Here is an 18,568-nt window from a genome sequence, read left to right as displayed (position 1 = left end):
TGTAAGCTTCTGATTTTATGCATGTCGTTGTCCCGGAACCGAGGACATTTCCGGGCGACATGCATTAGCTTCCCGGCGCCGTGCCCTCGATCGCCCTGCCCCAGTCGAGCAGTGGCTTGGCGCGCATGGTGAAATCGACGAGTTCCTCGACCAGTCCCGGCCCGTGGATACCAGCCGGATCGATTGCGTGGCGAACGGCGAAGTGCCGGTTGCGGATGGCGGCGACAAGATCTTTGTCGGCGACGTGTTCGAAGCCGCGCGGCGTGCGTTTCATGCCGCCTTCGGCATCGAGTTCGAGGCCATTTTTCCCCAGCGCCGCCACCACGGCGCGAAACGTATCGGGATGGCTTGAGATGGCCTTGCGCATGGCCGTCAGCAGTTCCGGCGCCGGCTGCCACCAGGCGACGCCGGCAAAGCAGCGCTCGAGCCCGATATGGACGAAGAACACACCCTGCTCCATCTTGGTGCCGTCCGGCGACAGGATAGCTGACAGATGCCGGTTATAGGGTCGTTTGTCCTTGGCGAAGCGCACGTCGCGGTTGATGCGGAACAGCGACTTCTTGCGATCGCCACGCAGGCCGAGGCCAGCCTGCGCAAAACGCAGAGTAAGCGTCTCGACGAGATCCCCCAGTGGGTCGCGCAATTCCTTTTCGAACAGGTCGCGGTTTTCCAGGAACCACTCGCGACTCTGGTGGAAATCCAATGCCTTCAGGAACGGAATGGCCTTTGGGCCGAACCCTTTGAATGCCCCGTCCGTCACGATTTGCCGACCCGCTGCAGCCAGGTGTCCTCATCGATGACTTCGACGCCGAGTTCGCTGGCAAGCTTGAGCTTGGAACCGGCGCCAGGACCGGCCACCAGCAAATCGGTCTTGGCCGAAACCGAGCCGGCCACCTTGGCGCCGAGACGCTCGGCCATCGCCTTGGCTTCCGAGCGGGTCATCTTTTCCAGCGAACCGGTAAAGACGATCGTCTTGCCGGCGACTTCGCTGTCGGCCGAGACGGTGACGATATATGGCTTCGGCTTGACCTGCTGCAGCAGCTTCTCGAGCACGTCGTCATTGCGCTCGTTGCCGAAGAAATCGCGAAGCGCATCGATCACCGTATCGCCAATGCCGTTGATCGATGGGAAGACCGCATGCGGATTCTCCGCCGCCGCAGTCTCCTTGCCGACTCGGATAAGCTCCTCGATGGTCGAGAAGGTTCGCGCAAGTACCGCGGCCGTGGTTTCGCCGATATGGCGGATGCCGAGCGCGAAAATGAAGCGGTCGAGCTCCGGCTCGCGGCGCGAATCGATTGCCGCAAACAGCTTGTCCAGGCCTTCATAGTTGCGGTCCTCGACGCTGCGCACATTCTTGCGCGTCTTGCCGGACGCCGCCTCGCGCTGCCTTGCCTGCTCCTCGCGCCGCTCGGCCAGCGCCTTGGTCACGGCGGGGCGGCGCTCCCTCAGCGTGAAGATGTCGGCGGCTGTCTTGATCAACCCGGCATTGAAGAACGTGTCGATATTCTCCGCGCCCAGGCCTTCAATATCCAGGGCGCCGCGCGACACGAAATGGCGCAGCCCTTCCACGGCCTGCGCCGGGCAGATCAGTTCGCCGGTGCAGCGGCGGCGCGAATCCTCCTTGCCGGTCTTCTCGTTGATCTCGCGCGTCGCCGGCGAGCCGCAGATCGGGCAGGTGTGCGGGAATTCGTATGGCACGGCATCGGCCGGACGCTTGTCGATGACGACACTGACGATCTGTGGAATGACATCCCCTGCCCGCTGGATCACGACGGTGTCGCCGATGCGCACGTCGATGCCGTCGCGGATCGGCTGGCCGGTGCTGTCTAGGCCCTTGATATAATCCTCATTGTGCAGCGTGACGTTTTCCACCACGACGCCGCCGACGGTCACCGGCGCAAGCCGCGCGACCGGCGCCAGCGTGCCGGTTCGGCCGACCTGGATGTCGATCTTCTGCACGGTCGTCATCGCCTGTTCGGCCGGGAATTTGTGCGCGACGGCCCAGCGCGGCTCACCGGTGACGAAACCCCAGCGGCGCTGCAGCTCCAGCTGGTCGACCTTGTAGACGACGCCGTCTATGTCATAGCCGAGCGACGAGCGCTGCTCCTCGATCCGGTGGTAGTGCGCGACCAGTTCCTCGACCGATTTGGCCCGCACCATCAGAGGGCTGATCTTGAAACCCCAATCGGCGAATTTCTGCACCGATTCGTACTGGGTCGGCGCCGGATCGGCCGTAGTATAGCCCCACGCATAGGCGAAAAATTTGAGGTTGCGGCTGGCGGTGACGGAGGGATCCTTCTGGCGCAGCGATCCGGCCGCCGTATTGCGCGGATTGACGTAATCCTGGCCGCCGACAGCCGCCGAGCGCGCCTTGAGCGCCTCGAATTCGGCATAGGTCATATAGACTTCGCCACGGATCTCGATGATTTCAGGCCAGCCTGATCCTTTGAGCTTCGCGGGAATGTCGGCGATGGTCCTCAAATTGGCGGTGATGTCCTCGCCGACCGCACCATCGCCGCGCGTCGCACCTTGCACGAAGACGCCCTTTTCGTAACGCAGCGAAGCCGACAGCCCGTCGATCTTCGGCTCGGCGGTGAAAGCGATGTCGAGGTCCTTGTCGCGGTCGAAGAAGCGCCGGCCACGGTCGATGAAATCGGTGACATCTTCGTCGGTATAGGCCTTGGCGAGGCTGAGCATCGGCACGGCGTGGCGAACCTTGGTGAAGCCTTCCGCCGGTGCGGCACCAACCCTGAGCGAGGGCGAATCCTCACGCACCAACCCGGGAAAGCGCTCCTCGATGGCAAGATTGCGCCGTCGCAACGCGTCATACTCCGCGTCCGTGATCGTAGGCGCGTCCTCGGCATGGTAGCGCCGGTCGTGACCGGCGATCTCTTCGGCAAGGCGCTGGAGTTCGGCTTCAGCCTCGCTTTCGCTGAGCGAATCGACGGGTTTTTCGGCCATGCTTTTGTCCCTGAACGGTGGCGCGCCACAATAGAGCATGATCGTGAAAGGTGGGAACCGGTTTTCGGAAAAGATCATTCCTGAACAGCAGGATGGAGCCATATCCTGACTCGCCCCATGACGCCCGATAGTCTCATGCCGCGTTTGTATTCTCGCGCAGCAGCCGCTCGGCGGCGGCGCGCGCCTCGTCGGTGATAGTGGCGCCGGCCAGCATGCGGGCGATCTCCTCCTGCCGCGCCGTCCTGTCCATCTCGGCAATTCCGGTCGCGACACGGTCGGTGCTGCCCGATTTGGAGATCAGGAAATGTGTTGCCGCGCGCGCCGCCACTTGCGGAGCATGGGTGACGGAAAGCACCTGGACACGCTTCGACAGCCGCGCCAGCCGCTGGCCGATGGCGTCGGCCACCGCGCCGCCCACGCCGGTGTCGATTTCGTCGAAAACCAGTGTCGGCGCCGAACCGCGATCGGCAAGCGCCACTTTCAGCGCCAGCAGGAAGCGTGACAGCTCGCCACCCGACGCGACTTTCATCATCGGGCCGGGCCGCGTGCCGGGATTGGTGCGCACCCAGAACTCGATCTGGTCGATGCCCTCCTCCATGCGGCTCTCGGCCTCGCTCTTCATCTCGACGATGAAGGCCGCGCGTTCGAGCTTCAGCGCCGGCAATTCGGCCATCACCGCCTTGGTCAGGCCGACCGCCGCGGCATGGCGAAGCGAGGACAGCTGTGCGGCGGCGATGTCGTAGGTTTCGCGCGCGGCGGCGGCCTGCTTTTCCAGTCCGTGCAGGCGCTCCTCGCCGGCATCGAGGTCGGCTAGATCGGCAACCATCGTGTCGCGCAATTGCGCCAGATCGTCGACGGCGACGCTGTGCTTGCGCGAGGCCGCGCGCAGCGAAAACAGCCGCTCCTCGGCCTTCTCCAACCGTTGCGGGTCATATTCGGTGGCGCGAAGCGCCGCCTCGACGCCCGATTGCGCCGCGTCGAGCGACAACATCGCTTCATCCAGCGACTTGACCACGTCCTCGAGCAGCCCGGGCGCCTCCGTCGCCTTGCGCTGCAGCCGCCTCAGCAGGCTGGCCAGTTGCGGCAAGGGCGAGGACGGGCCCGAAAGCACATCCTGCGCGTCGTGGATTTCGGAGGCGATCTTTTCGGCGCGCATCATATGGGCGCGCAGCTCGGCAAGTTCGGTTTCCTCACCGGGCTGCGGATCGAGCTTGGTCAGTTCGGCGACCGCGGCGCGCAGATAGTCGGCCTCCCGGGCGGCGGCCGCCACCTTGGCGCGATGGCGCGTCAACTCCTGCTCGCAGGCGCGCCAGTGCCGCCATGCCTCGCCTGTCGCGCGGACGGCGCCGAGATGGCCGCCGAAAGCATCGAGCACATCGCGGTGCGCGCCCGGATCGACCAAAGCGCGTTCGTCATGCTGGCCATGGATCTCGACCAGTGCGCGGCCGACATCGCGCATCAGCGTCACGCTGGACGGCTGGTCGTTGACGAACACACGGGTACGGCCGTCCGCCGTCTGCACGCGGCGCAGGATGACGTCGCCGTCATCCTCGATGGCGTTTTCGGCAAGCAGCGCGCGCACCGGATGGTTGCGCGGAACATCGAACACGGCAATGACCTGGCCCTGCGACGCGCCATGGCGCACCAGCGAGGCATCGCCGCGCGCGCCGAGCGCCAGCGACAGGGCATCGAGCAGGATGGATTTGCCGGCGCCGGTTTCGCCGGTCAGCACGGAGAGACCCGGCTGGAAGTCGATGTCCAGCTTTTCGATCAGGACGATATCTCGGATCGACAGTCTGGAAAGCATGAGAAACCGGACCTATTGCATGCCGCCCAGAAGTGGACCCGGTTTCGGGATAACGACAGGCACGAAAACAAAAAAATTAAGGCGGCACCCGACAGTTGGAGTCGCAGCGCCGCACTATCTTTTTGTTTGAGCTTCGGATCAATCCGAAAAAGCACACTGCGCGCTTCGCTCGGAGCTCCGCGGTCAGGCGCCGGTGATCAGCTTCCCGGCCTTGGATATCCACGATCCGGCATTTTCGCGTGGCGCCAGACCGTTGCTCTGCAGCAGCTTATAGGAATCCTTGTACCACGAGCTGTCGGGATAGTTGGTGCCGAGGACCGCGGCCGCCGTCTGGGCCTCCGAGGTCAAGCCCAACGCGTAATAGCTTTCGGTGAGGCGGGCGAGCGCTTCCTCGACATGGCGGGTGTTGGAATAGTTTTCGACCACGGTGCGGAAGCGCTTGACGGCGGCGATGTACTCGCGGCGCTCCAGATAATAACGGCCGATCTGCATTTCCTTGCCGGCGAGCTGGTCGTTGGCGAAGCGGATCTTTTCCTTGGCGTCGTCGACATATTCCGACGTCGGCCAGCGCGTCACCAGGTCTTGCATCGTCTGCACGGTCTGGCGTGCTTCCTTCTGGTCCTGCGTCACGTCCTTGATCTGGCGATAGTAGCTGAGACCGATGATGTACTGGGCATAGGGTGCGTCATCCGTGGACGGATAGAGGGCCAGGTACCGCTTTGCCGACTGGATCGCGTCCTCGTAGCTGCCCTTCCGATAGTCGGCAAACGCGCCCATCACCATCGATTTGCGGGCCCATTCCGAATAGGGATGCTGGCGGTCGACGGCGTCGAACTTCTTGCTCGCCTCGTCCAGGCGTCCCGCATTCATGTTTGCGAGGCCCTGATTGTAGAGAACGTCGGCCGGCTCGGTCTGGTCGACATAGGTCGAAAGGTCGATATCTTTCTCCGACGACATGCAGGCCGACAGAAAGAGCGATGGAACAACCACCGAAAGCGCCAGGAAGACAGACCGCTGCGGCGCTTTCGATTGACCGACTCGCTTGAAGAACATGATTGGATTGCGCCCTTTCGGCGTTATTTTAGTGCCTCTTGCATGCTGTTGTCCCAAAAATGGTCCCCACTTCTAGGCGACATGCATTAATCGACGGCAGCAGCCATAAACCATAACCGCCTTGCCCGGCAACGCTATGTCCAGCCAATCGCACATTTTTGTGGCGACGGACCGCAGCGCGAAAATCTATGCAATTTCGCTGATGGATGATGCATTCATGCAACACCCATACCGCCATGCAATGCGAAAAAGATTAAGAAAATCAGATCATCCATGGCGCATAGAGCGGCGCGTTGACGGCGTTCATCTCGGCGGCCCGGCCACGCTCGCGGCGTGTCGTCTCGACGATCTCGAAGGCCGTGCGGTCCGACAGCAGGCGCCGCAGCGCGGCGGCGTTCAGCCGGTGGCCGCCGCGATAGGAGCGGAAACAGCCGATGAAGCGCGCGCCGGCCAGCGCCAGGTCGCCCATGGCGTCGAGCGTCTTGTGGCGCACGAATTCGTTGGGGTAGCGCAGGCCACCCATATTGATGACGCGGTTGTCGTCACCGATCACCAGCGAGTTCTCGAGCGAGGATCCCAGCGCATAGCCGGCGGCCCACAGCCGTTCGACGTCCTTCATGAAGCCGAAGGTGCGGGCGCGGGCGATGTCGCGGCGGAAAATATCGGCATTGATGTCCGATGCGAACAGCTGGCGGCCGATCGCCGGGCTTTCGAAATCGATCTCGACCTCGAAGCGGGTGCCGTCATAGGGCCTGAACTCGGCCCAGGAGGCGCCGTTCTCGATGCGGACCGGCTTGACCACCCTGATATAGCGGCGCTTGACGGCCAACACCTCGATGCCGGCCTGGTCGATGGCTTCGACGAACGCCATGGCACTGCCGTCGAGGATTGGGACCTCGTGGCCGTCGATCTCGATGATGACATTGTCGATGCCGAGCCCGAACAGGGCGGCCATGATATGCTCGACCGTGGCGATGTGCTCGCCCGAGGGATCGCCAAGCATGGTGCAAAGATCGGTGGCGCCGATCTCGGAAAACAGGGCGCGGAACTCACGGCCCTGCCCGTCGCCATTGAGAAGCTGGAACACGATGCCGGTATCGGCATCCGCGGGCAGGAAACTGATGGAAACTTCTTTGCCGCTGTGAACGCCGGTGCCTGTAAGCGACGCGCGCGTCTTCACTGTCGTCTGGTGGTCGTGCAAGACAATCCCCATAAGCCCGTAATGCCTAGGTCCGCTTCTCCAGCCCGAGGGCGCGGCTCTTGTTAAATCGGCAGGCAGGGCTACTTCCCCCGAAATCCCCGCATACCGACCATGGTAGGCAGCGAAGATAATGTCCCGGCAGGGAGACTCCAAATCACGGTTTCTTACTCTTTGTAACCGCGAACTGGAACCTGTATGACACGATAACCTATTGATTATACAGCCTTTTAAACGTTAACAGGCAAGCAATTTCTTGCTTGCCTGTTAACAATTGTTACAATCCGTTAACCGCTCAGTTGGCCTGGCGGCGCAGGAACGCCGGAATCTCCAGCTGATCATCGTCCTGAGTCGCCCTCACCTGCGGCGTCAGACGGCCCTGGTCGTCCAGCTGGCCGCGGCGCGGCGCGTAGAGCTGGGCGTCCTGGCTGGCGAGGCGGCGCACTTCCGGTGCGGCCTGGCGCAGCTTGGGCTCGCGCGGCTGCGCCGGCTGCAGCCGTGCAGGCTCCTCTTCGCGGCGGGTCAGGCCATTGGTCAGGCGCTTCAGGAGACCCATCGGGCCGCTGTTCTCATGGTCGGCGGGACGGCTCTTGGCGTCGACCTCCGCCTTCACGACCGGCGGAAAATCCTCGACGCGCGGCATGCGCTGCGGCGCCATCGCCACCGGCTGCTGGACCTCACGCAGCATTTCGCGCGGCTGCGCAGCCGGCTGCATCATCTGCTGGACAACAGGCTGAGGCATCGGTTGCGCGGGCGGCGCCTGGAAGATCTTGCTCTGCGGGCGGAAATCGTCCGCATGGGCGACCGGTGCCGGACGAGCCTGCGCCATGGCAGCGGCGTTCGCTTCGGCCAACTGGATGGCTTCGGCAACTGGATCGGCGGCGCGCGGCTCATACACGGCCTGCTGGACCGGCGCCGGGCGGCTTTCCACCGCGGCGACGGCCGGCCGGGCGGCCGGCTTCGGCGGCGCCGTGCGGATCGAGATCGGCGCGGCGGCGATTTCAGCGGCCGACTTGTCGATGCCGGTCGCGACCACCGAGACGCGGATGACGCCCTCGAGTTCCTCGTCGAAAGTGGCGCCCAGGATGATGTTGGCGTCCTGGTCGACTTCTTCGCGGATGCGGGTCGCCGCCTCGTCGACTTCGAAAAGGGTCAGGTCGCGGCCGCCGGTGATCGAGATCAGCAAGCCCTTGGCGCCCTTCATCGAGGTTTCGTCGAGCAGCGGGTTGGCGATCGCGGCTTCCGCGGCGGCCATCGCGCGGCCTTCGCCCGAAGCTTCGCCGGTGCCCATCATCGCCTTGCCCATCTCGCGCATCACCGAACGCACGTCGGCGAAGTCGAGGTTGATCAGGCCTTCCTTGACCATCAGGTCGGTGATGCAGGCAACGCCGGAGTAGAGCACCTGGTCGGCCATCGCGAAGGCGTCGGCGAAGGTGGTCTTGTCATTGGCCAGCCGGAACAGGTTCTGGTTGGGGATGACGATCAGCGTATCGACGCACTTCTGCAGCTCCTCGATGCCGAAGTCGGCCGTCTTCATGCGGCGCTGGCCTTCGAAGTGGAACGGCTTGGTGACGACGCCGACGGTGAGGATGCCCTTCTCGCGGGCTGCGCGGGCAACCACCGGAGCAGCACCCGTACCGGTGCCGCCGCCCATGCCGGCGGTGACGAAGCACATATGGGTGTTGGTGAGATGGTCGAGGATCTCGTCGATGCACTCTTCCGCCGCCGCGCGGCCGACTTCCGGCTGCGATCCGGCACCGAGCCCCTCGGTGACATGCGCGCCAAGCTGGATCAGCCGCGAGGCCTTCGACATGGTCAGCGCCTGCGCGTCGGTGTTGGCCACGACGAACTCGACACCGCGCAGTCCGGCGGTGATCATGTTGTTCACGGCATTGCCGCCGCCGCCGCCAACACCGAACACGGTGATGCGCGGCTTAAGCTCGGTGATGTCCGGCTTCTGCAGATTGATGGTCATTGTCTCCGTCCTTTACCTTTCACGCCGCTTCGCCGCCGCGGCCGCCTATGGGGCTGTCCCCGTCAATTAGAAACTGTCTCTCAACCACTGACTCATGCGATGCAGTTTTCCGCCCGTTCCGGTCATCCTGAGACCGGAAATACCTTTCGCCGGATGGCTCTCGAAGCTCGCCATCTGCGGATAGATCAGAAGCCCGACCGCGGCCGAGAAAGCCGGGCCTTTCGCTGCTTCTGGCAGGCCCGCCACGCCGAGCGGGCGGCCGATGCGCACATTGCGCCCCAGGATGCGGCGTGCCGCCTCGGGCAGGCCGGCCAGTTGGCTGGCGCCGCCGGTGAGCACGACGCGCTTGCCGACCGCATTGCCGTAGCCGGATTTGTTGAGCCGGTCGCGCAAGAGTTCGAGCGTCTCGTCGATGCGGGCGCGCACGATGCGCGTCATCACCGAACGCGGGATCTGCAGCGGCACGTCGCCATCGTCGCCGATCGGCTGGATCGAGACCAGATCGCGGTCGTCGGCGCTGCCCGGCAGCGCCGAGCCGTGCATCACCTTCAGCCGCTCGGCGGCATCGAGCGACGTCGAAAGCCCCTTGGCCATGTCGAGCGTCACATGATTGCCACCGATGGCGATGGCGTCGCCATGGACGAACTTGCCTTCCGAAAACACCGAGATCGTCGTCGTGCCGCCGCCCATGTCGATGCAGGCGGCTCCGAGTTCGAGCTCGTCGTCGACGAGTGCCGCCAGCCCGCTGGCATAGGGCGTCGCCACCATGCGCTCGACCGACAGGTGCGAACGGTTGATGGAGAGCTCCAGATTTCGCATCGGCGCCGCATCACCGGTCAGCACATGCATGTCGACGCCAAGCGCATCGCCCACCATGCCGCGCGGATCGCGCACGCCGCGCTCGGCATCGAGCGAGAAGCCGACGGGCAGCGAATGGATCACCTCGCGTTCGGCCTTCAGCGCCTGCTTGGCGCCGGCACCGAGCACGCGCTTGATATCGGCCTCGTCGGCCTCGTGGCCGCCGAGGTTGATGGTGGCTGAAAAGGCTTCGCTCTTCAGTCGTCCGGCGGTCATGTTGACGATCAGCGAATCGACCGTCAGCCCGGCCATGCGCTCGGCGGCGTCGACGGAGAGGCGGATGGCATGCTCGGCGCGGTCGAGATCGACGACGACGCCCGACTTCACCCCTTGCGATTTCTGGTGGCCGATGCCGATCACCTGGATCCGGTGAGAGCGGCCGCGCAGAAGCTTGCCGTCATCGTTCGGCTTCAGCTTGGCCACCATGCAACAGACCTTGTTCGAGCCGACATCCAGCACCGTCAGGGTGCCGGACCGGCGCGACGAGGCATCGCCAGAACCGCCAAGCCAGCTCATATCTTCGTCTCCGGCTTGCGCTTGAGGGTTTTCGGCTTCTCGTTGAGCGCGGCCTCGCGCTGCGTCGCCGCCTGCGGCGTCAGCTCCACGACCAGCCGGTCTGTCAGGCGCATGTCGACAGCGGCGATATCGCGCGACAACAGCCCCTTGTCATGGTCCATCTTGACGAGTTCGGCGAGCGCCTGGTCCTCGTCGTCTTCGGGCAGCTTGACGGTGATGCCGTTGTCCAACTTGAGGTCCCAGCGCCGCTCGCCGACGCGGACATAGCCTTTGATGCGGCTGGCGAGGTCGGGATATTGCTCGATCTTGGCCAGGAAATCAGGCGCCTTGGCCGGCGCGCCGGTGCCGATCAACAGCGGCAGCAGCACCTGCTTGCCGCCCGAGAACGGCGCGATGACGGCGCCATCCTTTTCGATGACGGAGAGATCATCGCCCTGCTGCCAGAGCGCGAAGGCTTCGCGCTCCTCGACGCGCACTTCCAGCGTGTGCGGATAGACCTTGCGCACCGCGGCAATCTCGATCCACGGCAAGGTAGCGATGCGCTCCCGCGCGGCCTCGGCATCGAAGCCGATCAGCGACGTCCAGCCATCGAGCTCGAGCCGGTCGAGAATGTCGATCTCGGAAGTCTGGCGGTTGCCGACCACCTTGACCTGATCGACGGCAAAGCCGGTACGGGCGGTGATGCTTTGAATGATGCCGTCGGCATGACCGCCAAGGTAGGCGCCATAGGCCCCGCTCGAAGCCAGCAGCACCGACGACATGATCGCGGCGGAGAAGCGCGGCGCCTGAAATTCACCATCACTCAGGCGCGTCAGGATGCGCACCGGGCGGCGAAGCACGCGCGGCAGAACGAAATGGTCCAACGACAATGGCAGGCCGAACAGCGACGGCCCGGCCGCGCCCCTCACCTTGCCCTGTCCCCATTTCAACGCAGACACGAAGCGTCCTCCACCATCCAACTCAACAGTTCACCAAACGAATGCCCGGCATGGGCGGCAATTTCAGGCACCAGAGACGTCGGCGTCATGCCCGGCTGAGTATTGACCTCGAGCCATACAACCTCGCCATTTTCGGAGTGACGATCGTCATAACGGAAGTCCGACCGGGAAACGCCCCGACAGCCGACAGCTTGGTGAGCCTTGAGCGCCAGTGTCTGTATTTTTTGGTAAATATTCGGTGAAACTTTTGCGGGGCATTCGTGTTTTGATCCGCCCGCGACATATTTTGAATCATAGTCGTAGAAGGAATGGCCCGTTGGGATGATCTCGCAGACGCCGAGCGCCACGTCTCCCATGACGGCGCAGGTCAGTTCGCGCCCATGGATGTAGCGCTCGACCATGACGGTATCGCCATATTTCCACTCGGACGACCCGATGACCTGCGGCGGATGCGACTGCCCCTCCGAGACGATAACGACACCGAAGCTCGACCCTTCGCTCACCGGCTTGACCACATAGGGCGGCTTCATCGGATGCTTGTTCTGGATGGAGAAACGATTGGCGACCTTTGATTCGGCGACAGGCACGCCGACCGATTTGACGATCTTCTTCGCCTGCTCCTTGTTCATGGCGAGCGCCGAGGCGAGCACGCCGGAATGGGTGTAGGCAATGCCGAGATATTCGAGGATGCCCTGGATGGTGCCATCCTCGCCAAAAGGCCCATGCAGCGCATTGAAGGCGACATCGGGCTTGAGCTCGGCGAGCACCGAACCGACGTCGCGCCCGACATCGACACGGGTAACCTGATAGCCTTCCTGCTCGAGCGCATCTGCACAGGCCTTTCCAGAAGACAGGGACACGGGCCGCTCGGACGAGAAACCTCCCAGCAATACGGCCACATGCTTGTTCTTCATTCCCCGTCATCCCCTCTCACGGCGGACTAAAAACCCAAGGATTTCCGCAACATTGAGTCCGAGTCTCCTGGCAGGTTGCCCCCCAGACGGAAAACGCGGGTAACGCGTCGAACGACTCAAATCAGGAAACGCTTTAGGGCAGAGAATCAGAGAGTTGATTCACTGGCAAGTGCTTATGATTCCGAGGGATTCACTTTGTGAGAAAATGGATGCGAAAACCGTCTCGCTGAGTCTTTGCAGCAACGACTTCACGGCATTTCGATCCCGTTGATGTTCACGCATCACGTGAACTTCAAGATGCGCTAAAGAAGCTGGCCGAGGAACTCCTGCACGGCATGCCCGGAGCGGAAATTGCCGATACGCTTGATCTCCCACTGCAGCCGGATGCCCGAATGCTCGAGCACCCGCGCGCGCACCGTCTCGCCGAGATATTCGAGGTCGTAGCCGGTCGCGGTTCCGGTGTTGATCATGAAGTTGCAGTGCATCGGCGACATCTGCGCGCCGCCGATCATCAGGCCGCGGCAACCCGCCTTGTCGATTTCCTTCCAGGCCGATGTGCCTTCCGGATTCTTGAAGGTCGAGCCGCCCGTCTTCTCGCGGATCGGCTGCACGGTCTCGCGGTGGTTCTGCACCGCCTCCATCGCCGCCTTGATCGCTGCCTTGTCCTCGGCAAAGCCTTCGAAGACGGCCGACGTGAAGATCAACCCGGCAGGCGCCGCCGAATGGCGATAGGCATAGCCCATCTCGGCATTGCTCAACGTCTGGACATTGCCCTTGCGGTCGAGCGCACGCACCTCGACGACGCGCTCGCGCGTCTCGACGCCATTGGCTCCGGCATTCATCCTGAGCGCGCCGCCGATGGCGCCTGGAATGCCGTGGTAGAAATGGAAGCCGCCAATGCCGGCCTCGAGCGCCACTGCCGCCACACGCTTGTCGGGCGTGGCGGCACCTGCCCTGATCCTGATCGGGGAAATGACTTCGGCCTCGCCAAAGCCCTTGGCGGAAAGCCTGACGACGAAACCCGGAATGCCGCCGTCGCGGACCAGAAGGTTCGAGCCGACGCCGACAATCGTCAGGGGAATTTCTTCGGGAACCGCCTTGAGGAAAGCGGCAAGGTCCACCTCGTCCGCCGGCTGGAACAGCGCCTCGGCAAGGCCGCCTGCCCGGAACCAGGTGATCTTGTCCATCTCGGCATTTGGCGTGATGCGGCCACGCAGGCCGGCAAGCCGGTCGCCAAGTCTGTCGATCAGGGCCTGGCCGTTCATCATGAGGCGGCGAGCTCCTTCGGCAGCGCATAGGCCCATTGGGTGATATTGCCGGCACCCAGGAAGACGACGAAGTCGCCAGGCTTGGCGATGTCGCGGATGACGGGCGCGATATCGGCCGGCCCCTCGATGTAGCGCGCGTCGCGATGGCCGCCGGCACGTATGCGCGACACCAGCGCGTCCGAGGTCACGCCGTCGATCGGCTCTTCGCCGGCGGCGTAGACCGGCGCCACCATCACCGTGTCGGCATCGTTGAAACAGGCGGAGAACTCGTTGAACAGATCATGCAGCCGGGTGAAGCGGTGCGGCTGGGCAATGGCGATGACACGCCCATTGGTGGCGCTGCGCGCCGCCTTCAGCACCGCCGAGATTTCGACCGGGTGGTGGCCATAGTCGTCGAACACGTCGACACCGTTCCAGGAACCGGTATGCGTGAAGCGGCGCTTGACGCCGGCAAAGGACGACAGGCCCTTCTTGATTGCCTCGGCCGACAGGCCGAGTTCGTGCGCGACGGCGATCGCGGCCGTCGCGTTGGACACATTGTGGCGGCCAGGCATCGGCAGGCGCAGGCCCGCTATCGTCGTCTGGCCGCGGCCCTTGCGGTCGCGGATGATCACGTCGAACTCCGAGGTCGCTCCCGCCATGCGGTGGTTGGTGAAGCGCACATCGGCCTGTGCGTTCTCGCCATAGGTGATGACGCGCCGGTCCTCGATGCGCCCGACCAGGGCCTGCACTTCCGGGTGATCGGTACACATCACGCCGAAACCATAGAAAGGCACGTTCTCGACGAACTGGCGGAATGCTTCGCGCACATTGTCGAAGTTGCCATAATGATCAAGATGCTCGGGATCGATGTTGGTGACGACGGCGATGTCGGCGGGCAGCTTGAGGAAGGTGCCGTCGCTTTCGTCGGCTTCGACCACCATCCACTCGCCGTCGCCCATGCGCGCATTGGTGCCATAAGCATTGATGATGCCGCCATTGATGACGGTCGGGTCGAGCCCACCGGCTTCGAGCAGCGTCGCCACCATCGAGGTCGTCGTCGTCTTGCCATGCGTGCCGCCGATGGCGACAGCCTGGCGGAAACGCATCAGCTCGGCCAGCATCTCGGCGCGGCGGACAATGGGTAGCAATTTCTCCCGCGCGGCCTTCAGTTCCGGATTCGACTTCTTGATCGCCGTCGAGACGACGATGACCTCGGCATCACCGAGATTCTCGGCCTTGTGGCCGACGAAGCATTCGATGCCCTTGTCGCGCAGCCGTTGCACATTGGCGCTGTCCGCCTGGTCGGATCCTTGCACCTTGTAGCCGAGATTGTGCAGCACCTCGGCGATGCCGCTCATGCCGATGCCGCCAATGCCGATGAAATGCACGAGGCCAATGGTCTGCGGCATCTTCATGGGTGCGTCCCCTTCCTGAAATCCGATACTGTTTTGCGGGACGCAATAGCCTCTGTGAGATCGGCGAGCAACCGTGCCGCGTCCGGCCGGCCGACCGATTTGGCCGCGGCAGCCATCGTCGCGAGCCGCTCCGGCTGGTCTATCAGGGCGCCGAGCAGTGCCGCGATACGCTCGGACGAAAGCGATGATTGCACATGCACTTCGCCGCCGCCGGCGGCGGCAAGCGCCGCCGCATTGGCCGCCTGGTCGTGGTCGAGCGCAAAGGGATAGGGCACCAGCAGTGCCGGCCGGCCGATGACGGCGATCTCCGAGACGGTGGAAGCGCCGGAGCGCGAGATCACCAGATGCGCCGCCGCAATGCGCGCCGCCATGTCGGTAAAGAACGGCGAGACCTCGACGGCGACGCCGAGCGCGGCATAGGCCGCCTTCACCCGCGCCACGTCGTCCGCGCGAGCTTGTTGGGTAATGACGAGGCGTCTGCGCTGTGCATCGGAAAGCAGCGCGACTGCCCCCGGCATGGCATCGGAAAAGAATTGCGCGCCCTGACTGCCGCCGAACACCAGCAGGCGGAAAGGCTCATCCCCGGTTGAAGCCACGTAAGGTGTCCTGGCTGCTTCGAGCACCGCTGGCCTGACCGGATTGCCGGTCGTCACCGTCTTGGCGCCGGCCGCACTCTCATCTTGCGGCAGGAAGCCGCCGGCGATCGCGTCGACGCGGCCGGCCAGCGCCCGGTTGGCGCGCCCCATCACCGCGTTCTGCTCGTGGATCAGCGTCGGCACCTTGCGCCGCGTCGCCGCATAGAGCGGCGGCAAGGTCGGATAGCCGCCAAAGCCCACGACGGCCTCCGGCTTGATCCTGCCGATGACGGCGGAGGCCTGACGCACGCCACTCCAGATTTTCCAGAAGGCGCCAAGCAGGGCGAAGGGGTTTTTCGAGCCCAACGTCGCCGACTGGATGGGATGGATGGCCGCTGCCGGGAAATGGCCGGCAAACCGTTCGGCGCGGGTGTCGGTCGCCAGATGCACCGCCCAGCCGCGCTCGATGAGTTCATGCGCCAGCGCTTCGGCTGGAAACAGATGTCCGCCGGTTCCGCCCGCGGCGAGAAGGATAACGCCTCTGGCCATGTCACTCCGCCGGCATGGCGCGCTGCGGCAGCGCAAAGCCCATCTGCTTGCGCTTTTCCGGCCGCTTGCGCGTCAGCGCCAGCACCATCCCCATCGAGATGGCGATGGCGATCTGCGAGGAGCCGCCATAGGAGATGAAGGGCAGCGTCATGCCCTTGGCCGGCACCAGCTGCAGGTTGACGCACATGTTGATGACGGCCTGCAGGCCGAACACGGTGACCAGGCCGCCGACCGCATAACGGGTGAAGTCGTCATGCTCCTTCAGCGCCGTGTTGAGACCGCGCAGCACGATGAAGGCGAAGATCGACATGATGAAGAAGCACATGATCAGCCCGAACTCCTCGCCCGCGACCGAGAAGACGAAGTCGGCATGGCTGTCGGGGATGACCCGCTTGACGGTGCCCTCGCCCGGCCCGACGCCGAACCAGCCGCCATTGATCAGCGCGTCACGCCCCATGTCGACCTGGAACGTGTCGCCTTCGCCGGTGAGGAACTTGTCGATGCGCAGCGCGACGTGCGGAAACACCGTATAGGCGGCGAAGACGCCGCCGACGCCGGCCGCACCGAGCACGATGATCCACAGCCACGGCAGCCCGGCCATGAAGAACATGATGCCCCAGGTGCCGGTGGTCAGCATGGTCTGGCCGAGGTCCGGCTGCGCCACCAGCAGCGACACGACCAGCACCAGCAGCAGCATGGCGAACAGATTGCCGGGAATGTCGGGCTGGCGTTTGTGTTCGGCGAACAGCCAGGCGCACATGATGACGAAGGCCGGCTTGAGGAATTCCGACGGCTGGATCGACAGGCCGGCGAGCGAGACCCAGCGCCGTGCGCCCTTCACCTCGACGCCGACATAGAGCACCGCCACCATCAGCACCAGCATGAGGCACAGCATGATCAGCGACATGCGCCGGATCTCTCTGGAATCGAGGAAGGAGACCGCCAACATCACGCCGAGCGCGGGCACGGTGAAGATGATCTGTCGGGTGGCGAAATGGAAACTGTCGAGGCCGATGCGTTCGGCGACCGCGGGACTTGCCGCGAAGGACAACACGATGCCGAGCCCCATCAGCGACAGGAACGCCGCCAGGAACCAGCGATCGATGGTCCACCACCAGGTTGCGACCGGACTTTTGTCGAGACGGCTCTGCATTATCGTGCCCCTCCGATGGGTTTGACGCCATCTATAGCGCTCGCAGCTTGCCTGAAGGCTTCGCCGCGGACCTCGAAATTCTTGAATTGGTCGAAACTGGCGCAGGCCGGCGACAACAGCACCACCGCCTCGCCGCTGTCGTCCTTGGCCGCGTCATGCGCGGCATGCTCGACCGCGGCCGCCAGCGTGCCCGAGATTTCGTAGGGCACGGCCTCGCCCAGCGTCGCCGAAAAGGCGGGGGCGGCCTCGCCGATCAGATAGGCCTTGGCGATGCGCGGGAAGAAGCCGCGCAACGGTTCGATGCCGCCCTCCTTGGGCAGACCGCCGGCGATCCAGTAGATGCGGCTGAAGCTGGACAGTGCGGGAGCAGCCGCATCGGCGTTGGTCGCCTTGGAATCGTTGACGAACAGGACATGGTCCTTGCGGCCGACCTGCTCCATGCGGTGGGCGAGGCCCGGGAAGCTTTCGAGCCCCGACTGGATCTCGCCGAGGTCGAGACCGACCTTGAGGCAGGCGGCGACGGCGGCCAGCGCGTTCTGCGCATTGTGCTGGCCGCGCAGCGAGCCGATGCCTTCGAGGAAGGCGACACGGCTGTAGCGGCCATGCACCGCTTCCATCAGGTTGGTGCCGTCGGCGAAATAGCCGTCGGTCAGCGGCAGCCGCTTGGAAATACGGATGACCTGCCGCCCCGCCCGCTCCAGCCGCTCGGCGATCTGCGCGCACCAGGAATCGTCGATGCCGATGATCGCCGTCTCGCTGCCCGCCACCAGCCGCTCCTTGATCGAAGCATAGTGCTGCATGGTGCCGTGGCGGTCGAGATGGTCGGGCGTAAGGTTGAGCAGGATGCCGGCCGTCGGATTGATCGAGGGCGCAAGGTCGATCTGGTAGGACGAGCATTCGACCACATAATGCCGGTCGGGCTTCGGCGGATCGAGCGTCATCACCGCGCGGCCGATATTGCCGCCCATCTGCGTGTCGCGCCCGGTAGCTTGAAGGATATGCGCCGTTAGCGCCGTCGTCGTCGACTTGCCGTTGGTGCCGGTGATGGCGATGAAGGGAGCATCCGGAGCGCTGAGTGTCCTCTCCCGGCAGAAAAGCTCGATGTCGCCGATCACCTCGACGCCTGCGCCACGCGCGAGCTCCAGCGTCCAGTGCGGCTTGGGATGGGTCAGCGGCACGCCGGGCGACAGCACGAAAGCGGAAAAGCCGGCCCAGTCGGCGCCACGCAGGTCGCCGGTTGCGATGCCGGTGGCGGCGGCCTTGGCGACGCTGTCGGGATTGTCGTCCCAGGCCAGCACTTGCGCACCGCCCTCGATCAGAGCGCGCGCCGTGGCGATCCCCGAGCCGCCGAGCCCGAAGAGCGAAACACGCTTGCCTGCGAAGGATGCGGCGGGGATCAAATGGCA

General features: G+C 64.2%; 14 protein-coding genes. All 14 read right to left on the bottom strand.

The window, feature by feature from the left end:
* Positions 1 to 64: 64 nt before the first annotated feature.
* The 14 genes from EN808_RS32885 to murD all read right to left on the bottom strand — a co-directional run bounded on the left by EN808_RS32885 (position 65) and on the right by murD (position 18,562).
* Positions 65 to 760, bottom strand: coding sequence for a TIGR02453 family protein (locus EN808_RS32885; protein WP_127871684.1), 696 nt, complete (start codon positions 758 to 760; stop codon positions 65 to 67).
* The gene (gene ligA / locus EN808_RS32880) at positions 757 to 2,961 is read right to left on the bottom strand and encodes an NAD-dependent DNA ligase LigA (RefSeq protein WP_135918053.1); all 2,205 of its coding nucleotides are present in this window, start codon (positions 2,959 to 2,961) and stop codon (positions 757 to 759) included. Before ligA ends, EN808_RS32885 begins: the two co-directional genes overlap by 4 nt.
* 133 nt (positions 2,962 to 3,094) lie before the next feature.
* Positions 3,095 to 4,768 carry a DNA repair protein RecN gene (gene recN / locus EN808_RS32875; protein ID WP_127871686.1) on the bottom strand — a complete coding sequence of 558 codons (1,674 nt, stop codon included), beginning with the start codon at positions 4,766 to 4,768 and terminating at the stop codon, positions 3,095 to 3,097.
* Between the two features lie 183 nt (positions 4,769 to 4,951).
* Entirely contained in the window at positions 4,952 to 5,821 is an 870-nt protein-coding gene (locus tag EN808_RS32870; RefSeq protein WP_127279708.1) for an outer membrane protein assembly factor BamD, read from the bottom strand.
* Positions 5,822 to 6,083: 262 nt separating this feature from the next.
* The gene (gene lpxC / locus EN808_RS32865) at positions 6,084 to 7,034 is read right to left on the bottom strand and encodes a UDP-3-O-acyl-N-acetylglucosamine deacetylase (protein WP_127279709.1); all 951 of its coding nucleotides are present in this window, start codon (positions 7,032 to 7,034) and stop codon (positions 6,084 to 6,086) included.
* A 280-nt stretch (positions 7,035 to 7,314) separates the two neighbouring features.
* Complete coding sequence (gene ftsZ, locus EN808_RS32860; protein ID WP_127871687.1) at positions 7,315 to 8,994, bottom strand: cell division protein FtsZ; 1,680 nt, start codon at positions 8,992 to 8,994, stop codon at positions 7,315 to 7,317.
* Between the two features lie 66 nt (positions 8,995 to 9,060).
* The gene (ftsA, locus tag EN808_RS32855) at positions 9,061 to 10,368 is read right to left on the bottom strand and encodes a cell division protein FtsA (RefSeq protein WP_010910249.1); all 1,308 of its coding nucleotides are present in this window, start codon (positions 10,366 to 10,368) and stop codon (positions 9,061 to 9,063) included.
* Positions 10,365 to 11,306, bottom strand: a complete 942-nt coding sequence (locus EN808_RS32850; protein ID WP_135918052.1) for a cell division protein FtsQ/DivIB — start codon at positions 11,304 to 11,306, stop codon at positions 10,365 to 10,367. The genes ftsA and EN808_RS32850 overlap by 4 nt, the downstream gene beginning before the upstream one ends.
* Entirely contained in the window at positions 11,294 to 12,220 is a 927-nt protein-coding gene (locus EN808_RS32845; RefSeq protein WP_127280468.1) for a D-alanine--D-alanine ligase, read from the bottom strand. Before EN808_RS32845 ends, EN808_RS32850 begins: the two co-directional genes overlap by 13 nt.
* A 302-nt stretch (positions 12,221 to 12,522) precedes the next feature.
* Positions 12,523 to 13,488 (bottom strand): UDP-N-acetylmuramate dehydrogenase, encoded by a 966-nt coding sequence (gene murB, locus EN808_RS32840; RefSeq protein ID WP_135918051.1) that lies wholly within the window; start codon positions 13,486 to 13,488, stop codon positions 12,523 to 12,525.
* Positions 13,485 to 14,885, bottom strand: a complete 1,401-nt coding sequence (murC, locus tag EN808_RS32835) for a UDP-N-acetylmuramate--L-alanine ligase (RefSeq protein WP_127871689.1) — start codon at positions 14,883 to 14,885, stop codon at positions 13,485 to 13,487. The genes murB and murC overlap by 4 nt, the downstream gene beginning before the upstream one ends.
* Entirely contained in the window at positions 14,882 to 16,009 is a 1,128-nt protein-coding gene (gene murG, locus EN808_RS32830) for an undecaprenyldiphospho-muramoylpentapeptide beta-N-acetylglucosaminyltransferase (RefSeq protein ID WP_127275790.1), read from the bottom strand. Before murG ends, murC begins: the two co-directional genes overlap by 4 nt.
* 1 nt (position 16,010) lies before the next feature.
* A complete protein-coding gene (ftsW, locus tag EN808_RS32825; RefSeq protein ID WP_127275791.1) occupies positions 16,011 to 17,162 on the bottom strand; it encodes a putative lipid II flippase FtsW in 1,152 nt (383 codons plus the stop codon).
* Positions 17,162 to 18,562, bottom strand: a complete 1,401-nt coding sequence (gene murD / locus EN808_RS32820) for a UDP-N-acetylmuramoyl-L-alanine--D-glutamate ligase (protein WP_135918050.1) — start codon at positions 18,560 to 18,562, stop codon at positions 17,162 to 17,164. The genes ftsW and murD overlap by 1 nt, the downstream gene beginning before the upstream one ends.
* Positions 18,563 to 18,568: the final 6 nt, after the last annotated feature.

The organism is Mesorhizobium sp. M8A.F.Ca.ET.165.01.1.1 (genome assembly GCF_004792065.1).
Lineage (GTDB): Bacteria > Pseudomonadota > Alphaproteobacteria > Rhizobiales > Rhizobiaceae > Mesorhizobium.
Note: the sequence above shows the minus strand (reverse complement) of the source record. Positions and strands in the feature narration are given on the sequence as shown.